The organism is Bradyrhizobium sp. 62B (genome assembly GCF_030272265.2).
Lineage (GTDB): Bacteria > Pseudomonadota > Alphaproteobacteria > Rhizobiales > Xanthobacteraceae > Bradyrhizobium.
In genome coordinates, this window is the sequence record NZ_CP092841.2 from 6,095,077 (window position 1) to 6,112,035 (window position 16,959).

15 protein-coding genes and 1 pseudogene are annotated in these 16,959 nt (G+C 64.5%); 6 read left to right on the top strand and 10 right to left on the bottom strand.

Annotated elements, in window-relative coordinates; all coding sequences use genetic code 11:
• Positions 1 to 37 precede the first annotated feature (37 nt).
• Entirely contained in the window at positions 38 to 850 is an 813-nt protein-coding gene (locus ML401_RS29210; RefSeq protein WP_211416117.1) for a FadR/GntR family transcriptional regulator, read from the bottom strand.
• Positions 851 to 991: 141 nt separating this feature from the next.
• Here ML401_RS29210 and ML401_RS29215 point away from each other — a divergent pair, with 141 nt between their 5' ends.
• Together ML401_RS29215 and ML401_RS29220 are read left to right on the top strand one after the other, a co-directional pair.
• A complete protein-coding gene (locus ML401_RS29215) occupies positions 992 to 2,476 on the top strand; it encodes a mannitol dehydrogenase family protein (protein ID WP_285807753.1) in 1,485 nt (494 codons plus the stop codon).
• Between the two features lie 97 nt (positions 2,477 to 2,573).
• A complete protein-coding gene (locus ML401_RS29220; RefSeq protein ID WP_285807754.1) occupies positions 2,574 to 2,981 on the top strand; it encodes a nuclear transport factor 2 family protein in 408 nt (135 codons plus the stop codon).
• 177 nt (positions 2,982 to 3,158) lie between these two features.
• On the opposite strand, the gene ML401_RS29225 is transcribed toward ML401_RS29220, so the two are convergent.
• From ML401_RS29225 to ML401_RS29235, 3 genes are all read right to left on the bottom strand, one after another.
• Positions 3,159 to 6,509, bottom strand: a complete 3,351-nt coding sequence (locus ML401_RS29225) for an AAA family ATPase (protein WP_285807755.1) — start codon at positions 6,507 to 6,509, stop codon at positions 3,159 to 3,161.
• A gap of 211 nt (positions 6,510 to 6,720) precedes the next feature.
• Positions 6,721 to 7,785, bottom strand: a complete 1,065-nt coding sequence (locus ML401_RS29230; RefSeq protein ID WP_212067287.1) for a transglycosylase — start codon at positions 7,783 to 7,785, stop codon at positions 6,721 to 6,723.
• A gap of 82 nt (positions 7,786 to 7,867) precedes the next feature.
• Positions 7,868 to 8,668: an HAD family hydrolase gene (locus ML401_RS29235; RefSeq protein WP_285807756.1), complete on the bottom strand. Its 801-nt coding sequence runs from the start codon at positions 8,666 to 8,668 to the stop codon at positions 7,868 to 7,870.
• Between the two features lie 142 nt (positions 8,669 to 8,810).
• Between ML401_RS29235 and ML401_RS29240 the strand changes: the two genes are divergently transcribed.
• Positions 8,811 to 9,659 carry an NAD-dependent epimerase/dehydratase family protein gene (locus ML401_RS29240; RefSeq protein ID WP_285807757.1) on the top strand — a complete coding sequence of 283 codons (849 nt, stop codon included), beginning with the start codon at positions 8,811 to 8,813 and terminating at the stop codon, positions 9,657 to 9,659.
• A 75-nt stretch (positions 9,660 to 9,734) separates the two neighbouring features.
• A pseudogene (locus tag ML401_RS29245) lies at positions 9,735 to 9,992 on the top strand (penicillin-binding protein); the annotation flags it as partial.
• Positions 9,993 to 10,050: 58 nt separating this feature from the next.
• On the opposite strand, the gene ML401_RS29250 reads toward ML401_RS29245, so the two are convergent.
• Positions 10,051 to 10,938, bottom strand: coding sequence for a dienelactone hydrolase family protein (locus ML401_RS29250; protein WP_285807758.1), 888 nt, complete (start codon positions 10,936 to 10,938; stop codon positions 10,051 to 10,053).
• Between the two features lie 693 nt (positions 10,939 to 11,631).
• On the opposite strand from ML401_RS29250, the gene ML401_RS29255 reads away from it, so the two are divergent.
• Entirely contained in the window at positions 11,632 to 12,210 is a 579-nt protein-coding gene (locus tag ML401_RS29255; protein ID WP_194404154.1) for a MarR family winged helix-turn-helix transcriptional regulator, read from the top strand.
• 14 nt (positions 12,211 to 12,224) lie between these two features.
• Here ML401_RS29255 and ML401_RS29260 read toward each other — a convergent pair whose 3' ends face one another.
• A complete protein-coding gene (locus ML401_RS29260; RefSeq protein WP_285807759.1) occupies positions 12,225 to 13,181 on the bottom strand; it encodes a hypothetical protein in 957 nt (318 codons plus the stop codon).
• An 820-nt stretch (positions 13,182 to 14,001) separates the two neighbouring features.
• Between ML401_RS29260 and ML401_RS29265 the strand changes: the two genes are divergently transcribed.
• Entirely contained in the window at positions 14,002 to 14,775 is a 774-nt protein-coding gene (locus ML401_RS29265; protein ID WP_211416107.1) for a winged-helix domain-containing protein, read from the top strand.
• A 274-nt stretch (positions 14,776 to 15,049) separates the two neighbouring features.
• Here the strand turns inward: ML401_RS29265 and ML401_RS29270 are convergent, their stop codons facing one another.
• Genes ML401_RS29270 through ML401_RS29285 form a run of 4 tightly spaced genes read right to left on the bottom strand, consistent with a single transcriptional unit; the run spans position 15,050 to position 16,954 of the window.
• On the bottom strand, positions 15,050 to 15,508 hold the full coding sequence (locus ML401_RS29270; protein ID WP_211416106.1) for a hypothetical protein: 459 nt from the start codon (positions 15,506 to 15,508) through the stop codon (positions 15,050 to 15,052).
• Positions 15,505 to 16,017 carry a flagellar biosynthesis protein FlgN gene (locus tag ML401_RS29275; protein ID WP_285807760.1) on the bottom strand — a complete coding sequence of 171 codons (513 nt, stop codon included), beginning with the start codon at positions 16,015 to 16,017 and terminating at the stop codon, positions 15,505 to 15,507. Before ML401_RS29275 ends, ML401_RS29270 begins: the two co-directional genes overlap by 4 nt.
• Positions 16,018 to 16,058: 41 nt before the next feature.
• Positions 16,059 to 16,538: a rod-binding protein gene (locus ML401_RS29280; RefSeq protein ID WP_285807761.1), complete on the bottom strand. Its 480-nt coding sequence runs from the start codon at positions 16,536 to 16,538 to the stop codon at positions 16,059 to 16,061.
• The gene (locus tag ML401_RS29285) at positions 16,535 to 16,954 is read right to left on the bottom strand and encodes a hypothetical protein (protein WP_211416103.1); all 420 of its coding nucleotides are present in this window, start codon (positions 16,952 to 16,954) and stop codon (positions 16,535 to 16,537) included. Before ML401_RS29285 ends, ML401_RS29280 begins: the two co-directional genes overlap by 4 nt.
• Positions 16,955 to 16,959: the final 5 nt, after the last annotated feature.

The following is a 16,959-nucleotide window of genomic DNA, read 5'->3' on the forward strand; positions in this document are numbered from 1 at the left end:
GTTCGCCCGCCCCGGCATGGATGCGGGCCGTACAATCTCATCGCTGCCGCGCGCGACCGCTCCCGGCCTGCTTCTTTGCTGGCCGCTTTGGTGTCGCCGGCTTCGCCGGGGCTCGCGCGGCGCGGCTCCGCCCCGAAGAGGATCCTGCGGCGTTCTCGGCGCCGAAATTCTGCGCGAAGCGCTCCTGCGAGCGCGCCAGATGGGCGCGCATCGCCTCGCGCGCGGCGTCCGGATCATGCGCCGCGATCGCCTCGCGCACGGCGCGATGCTCGTCGAGCGCGGTGCGCCAGGTGCCCGGGCTTTCGAAATAATGCGCAAGCTGCGCGAAATAGGGATTGAGGCGCTGGTCGAACAGCTCGCCGACCACGCGGACCAGAACGGCATTGCCGAGGCTGCCGGCGATCGCGACATGAAACGCGCGGTCGTGGACCATCGAGGCTTCGCCGGGATGCTCGACCTGCTCCATCGCCAGCAGCGAGGCGTCGATGCGGGCGATGTCGTCCCTGGTCGCGACGCGCGCGGCCTGTTCGGCGATCGCGCTTTCCAGGAATTCGCGGGCGCGCAGCAGCTCGAACGGTCCCTCGATGACGGAGGCGGCTGCGGGGGCGGCGCTTGCGGCGGGCTCGATCACATAGATGCCGGACCCGACGCGGATGCGCAGGCGCCCTTCGACCTCGAGCGCGATCAGGGCTTCGCGCACGGTCGGGCGCGACACCTTGAGCTGCTCGGCGAGCTCGCGCTCGGTCGGCAAGCGACTGCCGACCGCGTACTCGCCGCTGTCGATCAGGCTTCGCAATTGATCGGCGACCTGGCGATAAAGCCGTCTCGCCTCCACAGCTTCCAGCGGCACGCTGGTCCTCCCGAAAGGGTCGCGCGGGGGTTTTCCGTCCGCAGCCTGCCAATTTTGGAAAATTGGTCTTACCAATTGACCGAAGCATTGACCTGATACGGGCGCCATGTCAAGCAGCGGCAAAGCAAAGGGGAGACGTCCATGCGCCCAGGTTCAGCGGGTCTTGGCCGCGCCAATCTCGACGGGCTGTCGCCGGGCATCCGCCGGCCGGCCTATCACCGTTCGCAAGTCACACCCGGTATCGTGCATCTTGGTCTCGGCGCGTTTCATCGCGCGCATCAAGCGGTCGTCATCGACGACTGCATTGCCGCCGGCGGTGCCGCCTGGGGCATCATCGGCGCGAGCCTGCGCAGCCCGGATACGCGCGATGCCCTCGCCCCGCAGGATCATCTCTACACCGTCGCCGTGCGCTCGGCCGAAGGCACCGAACACCGCGTCATCGGCGCGCTGCTCGACAGTGTCGTCGCGCGCGAGAAGCCGGCAGCGCTGGCCGAGCGGATGGCCGATCCCGCCATCCGCATCGTCTCGCTCACCGTCACCGAAAAGGGCTATTGCCACACGCCGCAGACCGGCGATCTCGACGAGCGGCATCCGGATGTCGTGCACGACCTCAACAATTTCGACGCGCCGCGCTCGGCGCCCGGCTTCATCGTGGCCGCGCTGGCGCGCCGGCGCGCACGGGGTCTTCCGCCCTTCACCGTGTTGTGCTGCGACAATCTCGCCGCCAACGGCCACACCGTGCAGCGCATCGTGACGCAGTTCGCCGCGCTGCGATCGAAGGATCTCGCCAAGTGGATCGCCGATACGGTCGCTTTCCCCTGCACCATGGTCGATCGCATCGTTCCTGAAACGACCGATGCCGACCGCGACGCGGTCTCGAACGCCCTCGGCATGCGCGACGCCTGGCCCGTGATGACCGAGCCGTTCACGCAATGGGTGGTCGAAGACCGCTTCACGGCGGGCCGGCCCGATCTCGCCGCAGCCGGCGTCGAGCTCGTCAGCGACGTCAAGCCGTTCGAGCTGATGAAGCTGCGGCTGCTCAACGCCAGCCATTCGGCGCTGGCCTATCTCGGCTATCTCGCAGGCTTCGAGACCATCGCCGACACCATGCAGGATCCGCATTTCGCGCGCCTCGCGGCAAAGGTGATGGAAGAGGCCGCGGTGACGCTGACCATGCCCGCGGGCACGGACCTCGCCGGCTATCGCGCCTCGCTGCTCAAGCGCTTTTCCAATCCGGCGCTGCATCACCGCACCTGGCAGATCGCGATGGACGGCTCGCAAAAGCTGCCGCAGCGCCTGCTCGGCGCGATGCAGGAACGCCTCGCGCGGAACCTGCCGATCTCGACGCATGCGCTCGCGGTCGCCGGCTGGATGCGCTACGTCAGCGCAACAGACGAGCAGGGCCGCGCCATCGACGTGCGCGATCCCCTTGCCGGCGAATTCGCCGCGCTGGCGCGCGAGGCGGGACCTGTTGCCGAGCGGCTCGCGCCGGCACTGCTCGGCGTCGGACCAGTGTTCGGGCCGCTGGGCGCCGAGCCGCGGCTGCGCGAGGCCGTGACCGCGGCCCTCGGCCGTCTCTACACGGATGGGGCGCGACGGGCCGTGGAGACGCTGGTGTCGGCCTGACCTTAAAACAGGCAATGCTGCACTGCGGTCCAATCGAACGCGACGTCGAACGGAAGTCGCGCTTGATTTTTGCCGGCCCTTGCCCCACCCGAGAGCAATGGCAAAAGACAGCAAGATCATCGCCGCCAACGCGGCCTTCTACGCCGCTTTTTCAGCGGGCGACTTCGCCGGCATGGAACAGATGTGGGCGGATGACGACGGCATTTCCTGCATCCATCCCGGCTGGCCGGCGATCGTCGGACGCGCCACGGTGATCGGAAGCTGGCGTGACATCCTGCAAAATCCTGAAAGACCGCAGATCAGCTGCGCCGAACCGCAAGCGATCGTCGACGGCGACAGCGCCCGCGTGCTCTGCATCGAGATCGTCGACGGCACCGCTCTCGCGGCTGCGAACCATTTCCGCCGCGTCGGCGACGACTGGCGCCTGGTGCATCACCAGTCGAGCCCGATCCCGCAGATTGTCGAGCAGGCCGAGGACGATAGAACGAGCCACCGCGTCCACTGAACGAGGCAAGCGGGCGGGCGCGCTCCAAATCGCGTGCTCACAAGTCCAGCACGAGTCCGTTTCACCTTTGAAGGTGGACCTCGACGCGTCGCAGACCGATGACCGCTAAGGGCCAACTCCGGAAGTAGCATGCCCCATTGGATCTCCGAGACGGCGCTCGGTCCTGGTGAGCCCTTCTTAATTGAGCTGGTCGAGCAAAGCCTTTGCTTGCTGGAGGTCCGCAGTATCGAGGCCTTCAGTGAACCAGCCCAAAATAGGCGCAAGCAAACTTTGGGCCTCATTGCGTCGCCCCTGAGCTTGCAGGACTCTGCTGAGGCTCATCGCCGCACGTAGCTCAAGGAGCCGAGCACCTTGCTGTTGTGCTGCTTTGAGGGCTTGGTCCAGACACCCTTCCACTTCATCGCGGCGCCCCGCTTTGAGAAGCAGTTCGCCCTTGAGCCGATGAAGCTCGGGCGCAAACCAGCAGTCACCGCTCTGGTCGGTCGCTTCACATATGAGCCGTAATCCATCCTTAATCTCTCCGGCAATGAGATGCGCTTCCGCCGCTCGGGCAAGACGATACGTAACGTGAAATTTCGACCCTGTTGCGCGCCACGCGACCAGCCCTTCCCGCATGACGGCGAGGCCCTCCTCAATGTGTCCCTGCACGACGCGCGCCCAGCCGCGCAACATGGTCGCGTTCGCGACTCCGACGGCAGACCCATGGCGCGCGAGCAGTGGGAGAACGACGCTCACAGAGTCTTGGACTTTCTGCGGCTCGCGGCGGATCTGGTGCAGTTCTGCTGCAGACCACAGCGCCTGGGCAAGCGTGGGGGCATGGTCAAGATCACGCGCAAGCCCAAGGCCTTTCTGCATTTGCCGAACGGCTTGGTCCGGATAACCCGTTGCCGCGGCAATGAGTGCGTCGATCACGTAACCGCAGACGCCCGGATCATGGCCTCCATATTGCAGGGCTTGCTCGCCATGCGTTTCGCGTCGGTAGATAGCAAGTCCGCCCGCGATATGATGGCGTGCCGTGGCAAGGGCGCCAGTTTCCAAAAAGACTGGCCATGCTGCGTGGTGAGCTTGCAGCATAAGTGCGGAATCCCCGCTTGTGTTCGCCATGCCGAATAGCTCATCCACCAATCGGCCGGCCGTCGCCAAATCACCAGCCGTGAAGGCAACTAGCCACGCCCCCCAGACGGTTGGAAAAAGGCCTGCTATTCGCTGTGCATTACGCGCCAGCTCGCGAGCCCGAGCGTACACGCGCCCGATCTCGGGTGCCGCTGACGATCTCGTCGTCATTAATGCCGGCCCCAAAGCGATCAGCAACTGCAACTCCTGATCGGCATGTGCGGCCCTATCAGGCAGCGTTTCAAGCAGCTCTATTGCGTTCCGAAAATGTGCGACCGCCTCCTGATTGGCCGACCGTTTTGCTGCGCGATCTCCAGCACGCTGCCAATAATTGACGGCCTGCTCAGGCAATCCGGCCTGAGCGTAATGTCGAGCAAGAACTTCAGGTTGGGTCTCGCAGACATCGGAAAGCTCCTGCGCAAGGACATTTGCTATCCTCTCATGGAGCTCCTTTCGCTTTGCGCGGAGCAGCGTGCCATAGGCCACGTCCTGCACCAGTGCGTGCTTGAACAGATAGTTGGCATGCGGCGGCTCGCCCTGCCGAAACAGTAAACCAGCCTGAATGAGACGGTCCAGCGCCGATCCTAGCTGCGCCCCGGTTTGTCGCGCCACCGAAGCCAGCAGACTATGCGAAAACTCCCGCCCAATTGCCCCTCCAATCTGCGCTACCTCCTTGGCCGCCGGGCCGAGCCGGTCGAGCCGCGCCATCAGCGACGCGTGCAAGGTTGCGGGAACCAACTTGGCCGGGGATGGAACCGTGGCGGCGGTCAGCCGGGCGGCCCCCTCGCTCTCTGCCTCCAGCACCGCCTTCGTCATCTCCTCCACGAACAGGGGAATGCCGTCGGTGCGCTCCACGATCTCCGCCGTCACATCCGACGGCAGCCCCTTGTTCTCGACAAGCCGCGCTATGATCGCGGCCGCCTCACGCTCCCCAAGTCGGTTGAGCGTCAGGCTTGTCACATGCGACTGTCCCACCCACGGCGGGTTGAACTCGGGGCGGAAAGTTACGACGAGCAGCACGTGAAGGGCTGCGATCCGGTCGACCACCCGGCCAAGCGCTTCCAGGCTCGTCGGATCGACCCAATGCGCATCCTCGAAGATCATCAGCACAGGATTCTGGCGTGCCAATCCCGCGAGTTGCGACATCAGTGCTTCGAGCGTTCTTTGCCTGCGCTGTTCCGGGGCCAAAGCAAGCGCAGGATATCGTCCATCATTCGGAAGCGACAGCATCTCCGCAAAGAGCGCAGCATCCTGGATGGAAGTTGAAGTCTGCGCGAGCATCGCATCCAGCTTGTTGAGCTTCTCTTGCGGTTTGTCGTCGTGCGCCAGTCCGGCGGCACGCTCCATCTGGCCAATGATCGAATAAAGCGCGCTGCCCGTATGTTGCGGGGAGCAGAAATAGCGCAAGCACGTGTGGGATTCGGTAGCGAGGCGCTCCAGAACCGCGGCTGTGAGCCGTGATTTCCCAATACCTGCCTCGCCGGACAGGAGTACTACCTGTCCTTCGCCCATCTTTGCCTTGGACCAGCGGCGAAAGAGCAATTCGAGCTCCTCTTCCCGCCCGACCAGAGGGGACAGGCCATTAGTGTGCAGGGCGTCAAAGCGGCTCTGCACCAGACTCGTCCGCAGTGCTGCCCAAGTACGTGCAGGCCGGGCGATGCCCTTGAGGTCCCTGGCCCCGAGATCCTGGAGTTCGAAGAGGTTACCCAGAAGCTTTCGCGTACTGTCCGCAATAACCACGGTGTCCGGCTCGGCAATGGCCTGCAGACGGGCCGCAAGGTTCGGCGTCTCGCCCACCACCGCCTGCTCCTGGGCGGTACCCGCGCCGATGAGGTCGCCGACCACGACGAGCCCGGTCGCGATGCCGACGCGTACCTGCAGAGGAACGTTGACGGCGGGCTTGAGCTTTGGCATCGCATCGACCAACGCAAGCCCGGCCCTGACGGCTCGCTCGGCATCATCCTCGTGGGCCTGGGGATAGCCGAAATAGGCCAGCACCCCGTCGCCCATATACTTGGCGACGAAACCGCCGGCTCTGGTAATGAGATCGGTACAGCAGCGATGGTACGCGCTGACGATCTCCCGCATGTCCTCGGGGTCGAGGCGAGCCGAGAGCGCGGTCGAACCGACGAGGTCGCAGAATATAACCGTGAGCTGGCGCCGCTCGGCGGTGTCGAGCGAGCGCGGCGCGGCAGGTGCCGCAGCCGCAACTGCCGGTGCGCTCTTCGGAATGGCTTCGAGATCGGCGATCGCGCGCAAGAGCTTGCGGCGGTGGCCCAATGAGGACACACCCAGCTCTTTCAAATCCTGGTCTGTCAGATCGACGAGCACACCAACGTCGATATCGTTCTCGGCGAATTGGTCCGCATACTCGGACATGCCGAGCTCGTCGAGCCAGTCTGCAATCTGCTTCATCGCGTGCCCGGAGACGGTTAACGCGGGTTTCTCGCCAAGACGCAGAATACCAGCACTCGCCAGGCAATTGTAGCTAGTAGTCCGAAACCTTTAGGTCTGTTGTGGGTCACAAGCTGCGGTCCGGGCCGGCGCGGCACCGCGTCCGGTCTACTGCCAACAGCAGGCGTCCAGATCGGCTTATGCTTTTCAGCTAACCCCGCCGACAACGGAATTATTGGCTTGCCGCCGCGGCAGCAGTCGCCACGTACTTCCCGTAGAATTCGGCGACCCGGCCGCGCCACATGCCGACGAACGCCTCTGACGTCACGTTCTCGACCGATTTCCAGCTGCGCTTGAAGGCCGGAAGTGCATTGCCCCAAATTGCGCGTTTACACCACCGCTCGCCCTTCTCCTTGCCTTCGCTGCTGGCGCACATGGATTTCCAGGCGAGGCGAGCGGGCTTGCTGATGTGCTCGGCGGCGCCTTCCCAGCCCTGCTGATGGATCAGGTAGAGATCGCTCATGTCCGGCGTCCGGTGCGTGATCCATCCGAACTGGACGCCTTCGGTGATGATCTTGTAGGCGGCCGCAACGGCGTTATCCCGCGGACTGCGAATCTGCCCGAAGCCGAACTTGCCGAACTCATAGTGGCTGAGCTGAAACAGCCCGATATACGACCCGGTGCGTTGATTGGGATTGAAGCCGGACTCGATCTTGGCGACCGCCATCATGAAATTGAAATCGAGACCAAACGCGTCGGAGGCGCGCTTGATCTCTTCGGCCGGCGTTCCGACCGGAATGTCCTTGAACGCACGCAAGACGATCTCCGCCGGTTTCTCGACGGGCGGCAGCTCGGACCAGACATAGTAGACCAGGTAACGAAAATCCTGCGTCGACGCCGCCTTCGGAGCCTCAATGGACGCATCGCGTTCCGGCGGCAGCGGTTGAAGGACATCCTGTCCCAACGACGCCAGTTTTGGCGCGACGGGTTCATCGACGATCTCGGCTTTGGCGCTCAAAGGGCCGGAACCTGCTGACGTCTCCGAGCCAGGCGCTGCTCTTTCTGACCAAAGGGCTGCCGCAAGTCTGGCGGATGCCTCTGCGTACAAGGCAGGCGTCACCATGTTCGCAGGCGACGCCATGCTCGCAGGAGACGCCATGTTCGCAGGAGCGGCCATGCTCGCCGCCGCTTCCGGCATGACATCCGGCGCCGTCGCGGCCGGTCTGTTACCGGCGGCCAGGTAAAGTCCCGCGGATGCGATCACAGCCACGATGCAGCTGGTCTGCCAAACCTTCATTGCCGGAAGTCCACGGATGGCTTCTCTACGAAGGCTGTCGGCATGTTCCTGCGGCCTGTGGCGGAGTACTCTTCGTAGAATCTTAAGGTTTAAATGTGGTGAACGAGAGCGGGCTCTCTGCCTCGCAGCTCGATGTACCCCCCTTTGGGTTCCCCGTTCTTTGCCCGGCGACGAGTTCCGACAAATCGTCCAGCACGCACTGCGCCGCGGCAAGATCATCATCCGCAAAGAACATGCTGCGGGTGATGATGACAGGGATATTCGCCCGCGAGGCCGAAATCAGGCCGTTGGCGGAATCCTCAACGGCAACGCAATCGGCCGCGCCCAGCCTCAGCCGGGCCAGCGTTTCGAGATAGACGTCCGGCGCGGGCTTCTTGTGCCTGACGTCGTCGCCGGCGACGATGGCGTCGAACTCCGCAGCCCAGTTCGCCCCCAGCGCCCGCGACAGCAGCGCATCGATGTTGCCGTGCGAGGTCGTGGTCGCGATCGCAAGCCGCTGCCCCCTCGACTTCGCCGCGGCGAGCAGCTCGATCACGCCCGGCCGAAGCTGACAGCAGCCGGTCTCGACCAGCTCGGCATAATACGCGGTCTTGATGCGGTGAAGCGCGGCGATGTCCTCGTCCGGCAAAGGCCGGGCGGTCGGCAGCCTGCCATGGTAGGCGCGCATGCGCTCCTTGCCGCCGGTCACTCGCAGCAGGTCCTTGTAGACGGCGCGGTCCCAGTGCCAGTCGAGACCGTGGCGGGCGAAAGCATGGTTGAAGGCCTGCCGATGCAGCTCCTCGGTCTCGGCCAGGGTGCCGTCGACGTCGAAGATCAGCGCGGCCGCGCGCCGGATCAGCTCGCTGGCATGCGCCGGTGCGAAAGCGAGCGCCTCTGCCTGCATGGTCGGTGCCTCCCTGTGACAGGCGACCATCGCCTGAGGCAGGAGGCGACACAAATCGCAATATCTTTTGTCGGACCCAAAAATCTCTTATGAGCGAGGGAGGCGCAGCTCGCGCGGGAACTTCGAGCTTTCAGGGAGACGCATGCGGCTTTTCGTCCTTGGCCTCGGCTACAGCGTCCGGCACTTCGTACGCCAACACTGCGGCAGCTTCTCGCACATCGCGGGCACCGTGCGCGATCCGGCAAAGCGAGACGACCTCGCCGGCATCGATGTCCACGCCTTTTCCGGCGAGCCCCCCGCGCGCGAGACGGTCCAGCAAGTCCGCGATGCCGATGTGCTTCTGGTATCGGTCCCGCCCGGCAGCGCCGGCGATCCCGCCATCGCAGCGTTCGGCGACGTGCTGGCGGCGCGCCGCGGCAAGATCGTCTATCTCTCCACCATCGGCGTCTACGGCGATCACGACGGCGGCTGGGTCGACGAGAGCACGCCGCCGCAGTCATCGCTCGACCGCGCGCGCATGCGGGTTGCCGCCGAGCAGGCCTGGACGGACATCGCGCACGGCGATGCCGCGATCCTGCGGCTGGCCGGCATCTACGGCCCCGGCCGCAGCGCGCTGGCGACGCTGCGCGCGGGAACGGCGCGGCGCATCATCAAGCCCGGCCAGGTCTTCAACCGCATCCATGTCGACGACATCGCAAGTGCGATCATCGCCGCCATTCGCCACGGCAGCGGCGGCACCTGGAACGTCTGCGACGACGAGCCGACGCCGCCGCAGGACGTGATCGCCTACGCGGCGGAGCTGATGGGCGTTGCGCCGCCGCCGGAAGAGCCGTTCGCGACCGCCGCGATGTCGCCGATGGCGCGCAGCTTTTATGCCAGCAGTGCCCGCGTCTCCAACGCGAAATTGAAGCGCGAGCTGGGCGTCACGCTGGTCCACCCGACCTATCGGCACGGCCTCGACGCGCTGTGGCGCGCGGGCGAAGGACGATAAGGTCTCGGCCTCCCCCGGCCGCGTCCCAATCATGTCCGGCGCGCGGTTGACTTCGCCTTGATGCGGACGTGATAGAACAACGTGGCCAATGTCGAGCCGCATCGCGCCGGCTTTGGCTTTGGCCTGTCCGTCGCGGTCCGCACCAGCGAGGGGTTGTCATCGGTCCCCGGCAATCCCGGCGAGTTCACCTGGAACGGCGCCTACGGCACGCAGTTCTTCTGCGATCCCAAGGAGCGTCTCATCGTCGTGGTCGGAACGGCTGCACCAGGGGAGCTGCGCAAATATTATCGCGAGCAGGTCCAGGACCTCGTCTATGGCGCGATGACGAAGTGAAATCGGAGCGTATCGAAAGAGAAAGGGCGGCCGACCGGCCGCCCCTTTATACCCGGCGTCAGCTCAGGACGCCGTACTTCTTGAACCAGGCTTCCGCCTGCTTCCAGGCGTCGTCCGCGGCGTCCTTGCGGTAGCTGCCGCGGTAGTCGGCATGGAAGCCGTGCGGCGCTTCGGGGTAGACCTTGAATTCGGCCGTCTTCTTGTTCTCGGCCAGCGCCGCCTTCATCTGCTCGACTTGCGCGACGGGAATGCCGGTGTCGGCACCGCCGTAGAGGCCGAGCACCGGGGCCTTCATCTCGGGTGCAAGCTGCATCGGGCTCTTCGGCCACAGCGGATTGGCGGGGTCGACCAAACTCCCGTAGAAGGCAACGCCGGCCTTGAGGCTGCTGCTGTGGGCGGCATATTCCCAGACCGTGCGGCCGCCGCGGCAGAAGCCGATGATGCCGAGCTTGGCGGCATCACCGCCCTGCGAGCCCGCCCATGCCACCACTGCATCGAGGTCCGACAGCAGTTCGGCGTCGGGCTTGGCATTGACGATCGGCAAGAGGTCCTTGATGTCGGTGACCTTGGTGAGGTCGGTACCCTTGCGGAAGTAGTAATCCGGCGCAATGGCGAAGGCGCCGAGCTTGGCGAGGCGCCGCGTCACGTCCCTGATGTATTCGTGCAGCCCGAAGATCTCCATCGCCACGATGATCACCGGGGCCTTGGTGTTGCCGGCGGGGCGGGCGAAATAGACGGGCATCTCTTCGGAGCCGACCTTGACCTTGGCATCGCCGGCCTGGAGGCCATTGGTGTCGGTCGCGACCACCTCGGCGCGCACGGGCCCGGCCGCCAGCGTGTAGCCGGCCGCCACGGCCGCGGTGGCGCTCATGAATCCGCGGCGCGAGACCGGGGCGACTTTCGTCAGCCCGACGACGTCGGATGTCATGGTGGTTTCGAAGCTCATCGGTCTATCCCTCTGCTGCAATGCTGATGCCCCCGGGGGCGACGCATTCGCCAATAATTGCCGGCGAAACGCAAGTCACCAGCCTGCGAGCACGCGCCCTTTCAGGCCGGCCCCTGAATGGCGATGACGCTGCAGGCGATGAGGTCGCAGAGCTCGCGCATGTTGCCTGACGTGTGATGCTGGCCCGCGCGGCGTGCTCGATCTCCAGCGACGCGCTGACATGGCCTGGATCGCTCGCATGCCGGACTTAACCGTCTAGCTGCGCTGCGTCGCAACATCCATTAACCGAAAAAGTCGGTTCTCTCCTGGCCGATCACACCGCCGGGCGCCGCGGGCGATGCGCATGTTCGCGCATTCGACGCGCCCACCCGCAACAAAAAACGCCGCAACGGCTGCAATGACACATCATGTTGCTCACGCATCGCGCATGACCGCCGGAGCACATGCAAGACGCGGTCATTTGATTGAAATTTTCAGAGGACTCGAGCGGTGCGATTTACTCGAACTTTCTTTGTGACGCCCTAGTTCCACGTCCGGAAGTTCCAACCGCTTCTTCCCCATGCGCGGTCCGCCGCCCGGCGACGGACGGAGGGCCCAGGTGGGGCTTCATTCTCGTCTGTTCAGATTGCGCACCCCAAGGCTCAATTGAATCAAGGCTCAATTGAATAAAGCTTTATCCGACCTGGAATTGAAATGAATTTGGCTCGTGAATCGATTGAACTGCTGGAGCAGGCCGCACGAATCCTGTGGTTTGAAGGCACCAGGCACGGCTTGCGCGACCGCGAATGGATGGCGCTGCGATTCCTCTCCCGCGCCAACCGTTTCTCCCGGACGCCTTCGGCACTCGCGAGTTACGTCGGCACCACGCGTGGCACCGCATCGTTCATCATCGGAGAGCTCGAACGGCTCGGTTATATCGAGCGAAAGCGCTCGGCCACCGACAAGCGCTCGGTGATGCTGAGCGTGACGCAGCAGGGCAAGAAGTTCCTGGTGCGCGACCCTGTCAACGTCCTCATCGAGGCGATTGCCGGGCTCGACGACGAGGTCAAGATGCGCTTCCGCGACACGTTCCGGCACGTGCTGGATCAGTCGGACGCGGCCGAGCAGCGGCACCACACCGACGTTTGCAAGCGATGCATCTTCCTCCGGGAAGAGCGCATGACCACGGACAGCAAGGCGCCGGCCGAATTCAGCTGCCGCCTGTTTCGCTCGCCGATCGCGGAGGCGGAGGTCGACCTGCTATGCACCAGCTTCGAGCATCACCGCCAATAGAAGGCGGCGTTCGATCAGGGCGTCGCCTTGCGTGACGAATAGACGACGCCCCCGCTCGTCTCCACCACGAGGCGCCCGTTCTCGCTCCTGATCTCCTCGATGCGGCCGAGGCCGGGCACCTGCTGGCCCAGCACGGCTTCGATGACGCCGTTCGGACTCTGCAGGATGGCGATGCCCTCATAGGCCTGGCGGACCGACCAGCCCTTAATCACCTTCCGCAGCACTGATGCGCGCTCGGGCGGCGACACCGAGCCCGTGAACTCCGGCGCTGCGACCGCGGCCATCATCGGCCCTTGCTGTGACGGCGGCTGCGATTGCACCGTTGCCGGAGCGGGGGCCGGAGCCTGGACCTGCGCCTGAGCCAGCCTGTCGAGCTTGATCGTCGAGGACGAGCTCACCCGTTCGATGCGATCCAGATTCTCGGCGAACCGGCCGAACCGGTCGTTGGTCGCCTTGCTCGATTGATCGACCGCGGTGCGCAGGCCGTCGAGATTTTCCGACACGCCAGACACCTGCTTGCGCAGCTGTGCGACGGTCTCGCGCAGGATCCTGATCTCCGTATTGGCCGCAACGTTGTTCTGCGCCGGCTGCGTGGTGAGATAGGCGATCACGCCGGTGCAGGCGCAGACCACGAGTATGGCGGCGACCGCCAATGTCGCGAGCGGCGCAACCCATGTCGGACGGGGCGGCGGCGGCTTGGCCACGATCACCGCCGGCTTGATCACGGTCGGCGCAGGCTTGGGGATTGCCATCTTGTCGAGACGCGCTTTGGCGCGAATACGCTTGAGCCCTTCGAGCGCCTCCTTCGCGAGAGCTTCGTCGCTCGCCGCGGCCGACGCACGCTTTGCAGCCGCAGCAGGCTTGGTCGCTCGCGCCGTATCATCCTTCATATCGCGCGGCGCGGGAGCCGGCTTTGCCGTCGCGGAAACATCAGCGGTCGCGTTGGGACGAGCTTGTCCATCGGACAACATGTGAGAATGCTCCGTGCGGTTCGATCTGTCGAACGGTGACGTTATTTGCCGAAGCTTGTCCGAAACGTGCGCATCGAAAGATTCTCAACACGCGCGAGGCGACGCGCCATGGCTTAAACGCGTCGTTCGCGTGGCGAGAGTGCGACTCGAAAGACACACACTCGCCAAGATTTCGCCAAGCTGGAGTCGCGGCACCGCGCGTGAGTCGAATTGTCGCATGTGGAAAACCGCGCGAGCGCGTCAATCGCGGGTTGAAAACCCCCTCCTATGCGTGAGCGCCGGCATCACTCAAAATAGCTGTAGTTGTACGGGGATGCGGAACCATAGGCCCTCCGTGGTGCAGAACTAGTTTGGTTTCCAAAGCAACTGATGCGATTGAACACACCAAGAAACAACCCGAAACAAACCAACAGCATCAAGCACACGTAGCAAACACTTTGTGGCGCACGCTTGATCGGAAATCGGCAATCGCTACGGTCCTAGTCAAGTGATTCTCGCCAGTGGCGAGGAGATCGACACAAGTTTCAGGTGTGTTCGGACGCGATGAGCAACTTGGCGCACCTGTTCTAGGTCGTTTCTCAATCTGCCCCGCGAGGTGATCCGTACGACACCCGCCGGGCCTCACGCAGTAAGCGTTCAGTATCGAGTGGAAGTACCAGGCCTGCGAGACGCAGGCACTGAATGCGTAGGGCTGCCCGCGAATATCGAAACCATAACAACGGTTCGCGGGAAGGAATGTCGTCAAACAGCATCGTTGCCGAGCCGGAGCATCACAACAACCAGCCGGCCGCAACAAGTGCGAAACAGGGGCGAAAGACTGATGTATATTATCGTTGATGATCGCGAGAGCGTCGCGAACAGCTACGTCGGAGGGCTCGTTCGCGAAGGCGTATCGTCGATCGGATTCTCCTCCGGGGAATTCTGGGACTGGCTGCAATCCGCGAGTGAATCGGACCTCGCAGCGGTCGACGCCTTCCTCCTCGGGGATTGCGATGCCCGCGGGAGCCTGCCGCGGGCGATGCGCAAGCGTTCCTCGGCTCCCATCATCGCCGTGAGCGGCCAGAAGATGCTCAAGAACACGCTCGAGTTGTTCGAATCGGGCGTCGACGATGTCGTGCACGTGCCGGTCCATCTCCGCGAAATCCTCGCTCGAACGGCCGCGATCGCGCGCCGCCGGGTGGGCGAACTGCCAAGGCCCTGCGAGACCAGGATCCAGGTCTTCTTCAACGGCCGTGACCCCGAGATCGCGGGCCACGCCCTCACCCTGCCCCGCCGCGAGCTGCGCATTCTCGAATATATGGTCAGCAACCACGGCAAGTGGATCACCAAGACGCAGATCTTCAACGCGGTCTACGGCATCTTCGAGTCCACGTTCGACGAGAGCGTGATCGAGAGTCACGTCAGCAAGCTGCGCAAGAAGCTCCGCGACCGTCTCGGCTTCGACGCGATCGTGGCCCGGCGCTACGTCGGATACCGCCTCGACATCCCCGCCGGCGAAACCCTGGACGAGCCGATGCAGGAGCTCGACGACGAGGTCGGCATCCTCCTGAACCGCGCGCATGCCGTCCCGGCCGCGTATCCGGCCGGCAACTGATCCGGCAGAAGCCTGCTGTAGAACCGACAACGGCCTCCGCGAAGCAGCTTCGCGGAGGCCGTTGCACGTTTGGGGGGTAGAGGCGGCAAGCAGTCGAGCGCGCCTCGTCCTTCAAGACGACCGCTTGGCGGTCTCCCCAGGATGAGGCTAGCAGCAGTGCTCGTTGAAACTCGCCCCACGCACCCGGCCCTCATCCTGAGGGCCCGCCAACGGCGGGCGTCTCGAAGGATGGCCGCACGGAAATGCTCTCAACCCGGCTTCAAGTCGGCGCGCGCTACGGCTTCTGCTGGAATTCTTCCCTGGAGACGTAATTGAAATCCTCGACAAGGACGTCCTGGACGATATCAGCCTGCATCCGCTCGTTGACGCGCTGCTTGATGGCCGTCGTCAGGATGGAGAGGTCGTAACGGGCGAGCTTCCTGAAGTCGAGACGGTCGTCGGCATAGATCCTGCGGAAGGCCTCGTCGACGACGAACGGCTCCGGCGGGACGTTGAGCTGGTGCATGGTCCGCGCCTCCATGGTGTAGACGAAGCGCGCGACGATATAGCCCTGCACATTGCCGTTCTCGACCATGGGCACGCTCAGGGCCCGCGTCTTCTGGTATTGCAGCCCGTCGAGATATTCGTCCTTGGCCGGCAGAAGGCTGCCGTTTTCCTTCCAATAGGCCACGGCATAGCTCGTGCCCGCTGTGAGGATGCATACCCAGAGCCCGGCCAGCACCAGTCTGATCATTTTCCGTCCTGCGCTGCGCGACCGGTATAGGTGCCGTCCGACTCGGCCTCCTTGATCGCCTTGACGATGATGCCAGCGACCTCGCGCACCGCGTCATAGTGCATTTCGAGGACCGACCGATTGCGCTCGAGTTTTTCGCGTAGCCGCTGAATCTCCTCGGTGACCTCGACTTCGCCGCCGAGATGCATCCGCGCCCGCATCAGGCGGACGAATTCGAGCATGCTGCGGCTCTTGCGCGCGCTGAAATCGTCGAAATCGATCTTCTGCCCCGTGGTGAGCGCGACCGTCTCTTCCTCGACGATGCTCTCGAGACGGCGGATCGCAGCCAAGAGGCCGCGCACCTCGTCCGATCTCGCAACATCGGCGCCGTCGACCGCGGGCTCGCTGCTCACGACCGGCAGCAGCACGGGCAGCAGCGCATCGCCTGCTGCGGCTTCCGTCGTGACCATCTCGATGTCCGCGACCGGCTGCTCGATCACCATGGCCGCCGCGCTGTCTTGTACCTGCATGGAAATTTCACCCCTCAACTTCTGTCCCCATTCGCGGATCATCATCCCGCCTTGCCCGCATTGTCCGGTGCCGGCGGATGCGCGGCAGCGAGCCGCTCGGCGATGCCGATGCCCTTACCCTTTGCCAGCTGGTTGCCGAGCTGCTCCGCCAGCATCGACTTCCAGACGCCGCCGGCCGTGCCCTTGCCGAAGACCTCCTCCGATTCCTTCGGCAGCATCGTCTCGACGAAGGTCTGGAGGATGAAGGCTTCGAACTTCCGGTAGACCTCGCCGGATGCCGGCGCCTTGATCACCCGAACCGGCGCGCCGTTCACCGCGTCCGACTGCGCCGCGGCCACCTTCGCCGCGGGTTGATCGGCGGCTACCGCCGCGGCCTTGCCGGCCTCCGCGTCCATCGTTGTGGCGAAATCGGCACTGGAAGATTTCAGCGCATCAAGCTTCGCGGTCGCGGCGCGCTGCGTCACGGGATCGGCGGCATCGAGGACGTCGAGGACGAGGTCGGGTGTCGCTGTCACGATCATGTCTTGTTCCGGTTGGCTGGCCGTGGCGTCCAGGCGCGCACGGCAGGGCTAAGTCCCGTCATCTCCTCGAGATCCCGTTTCTCGGCGTCGCGGAGCTTGTCGGCCAGCGCCGCCTTCGCGACTTCCTCGAGCTGCTTCACGCGGCGGTTCTCGGCGCGAACCTGGTCGAGCTGCTGTGCGGCCTGCGCCTGAACCGCGCGCGCACCGACGCTCGTCCTGTTCAGGCGCCGCGCGATCGATTCGCTCGACGAGCCCGCCGGCGGCTTGCCGTCGTTCAAGGCGCCCACCAGCCATTCCTGCTCGTCCTGCAGGCCTCGCTCCTGCTGTCGCAACTGCGCAAGCTGCCATTCGGACAGCCGGAGCTGCAGCTTCACGAGCGAGACCATCCGGCCGAGCTTATCCGCGCGCGAGGCCATCACTG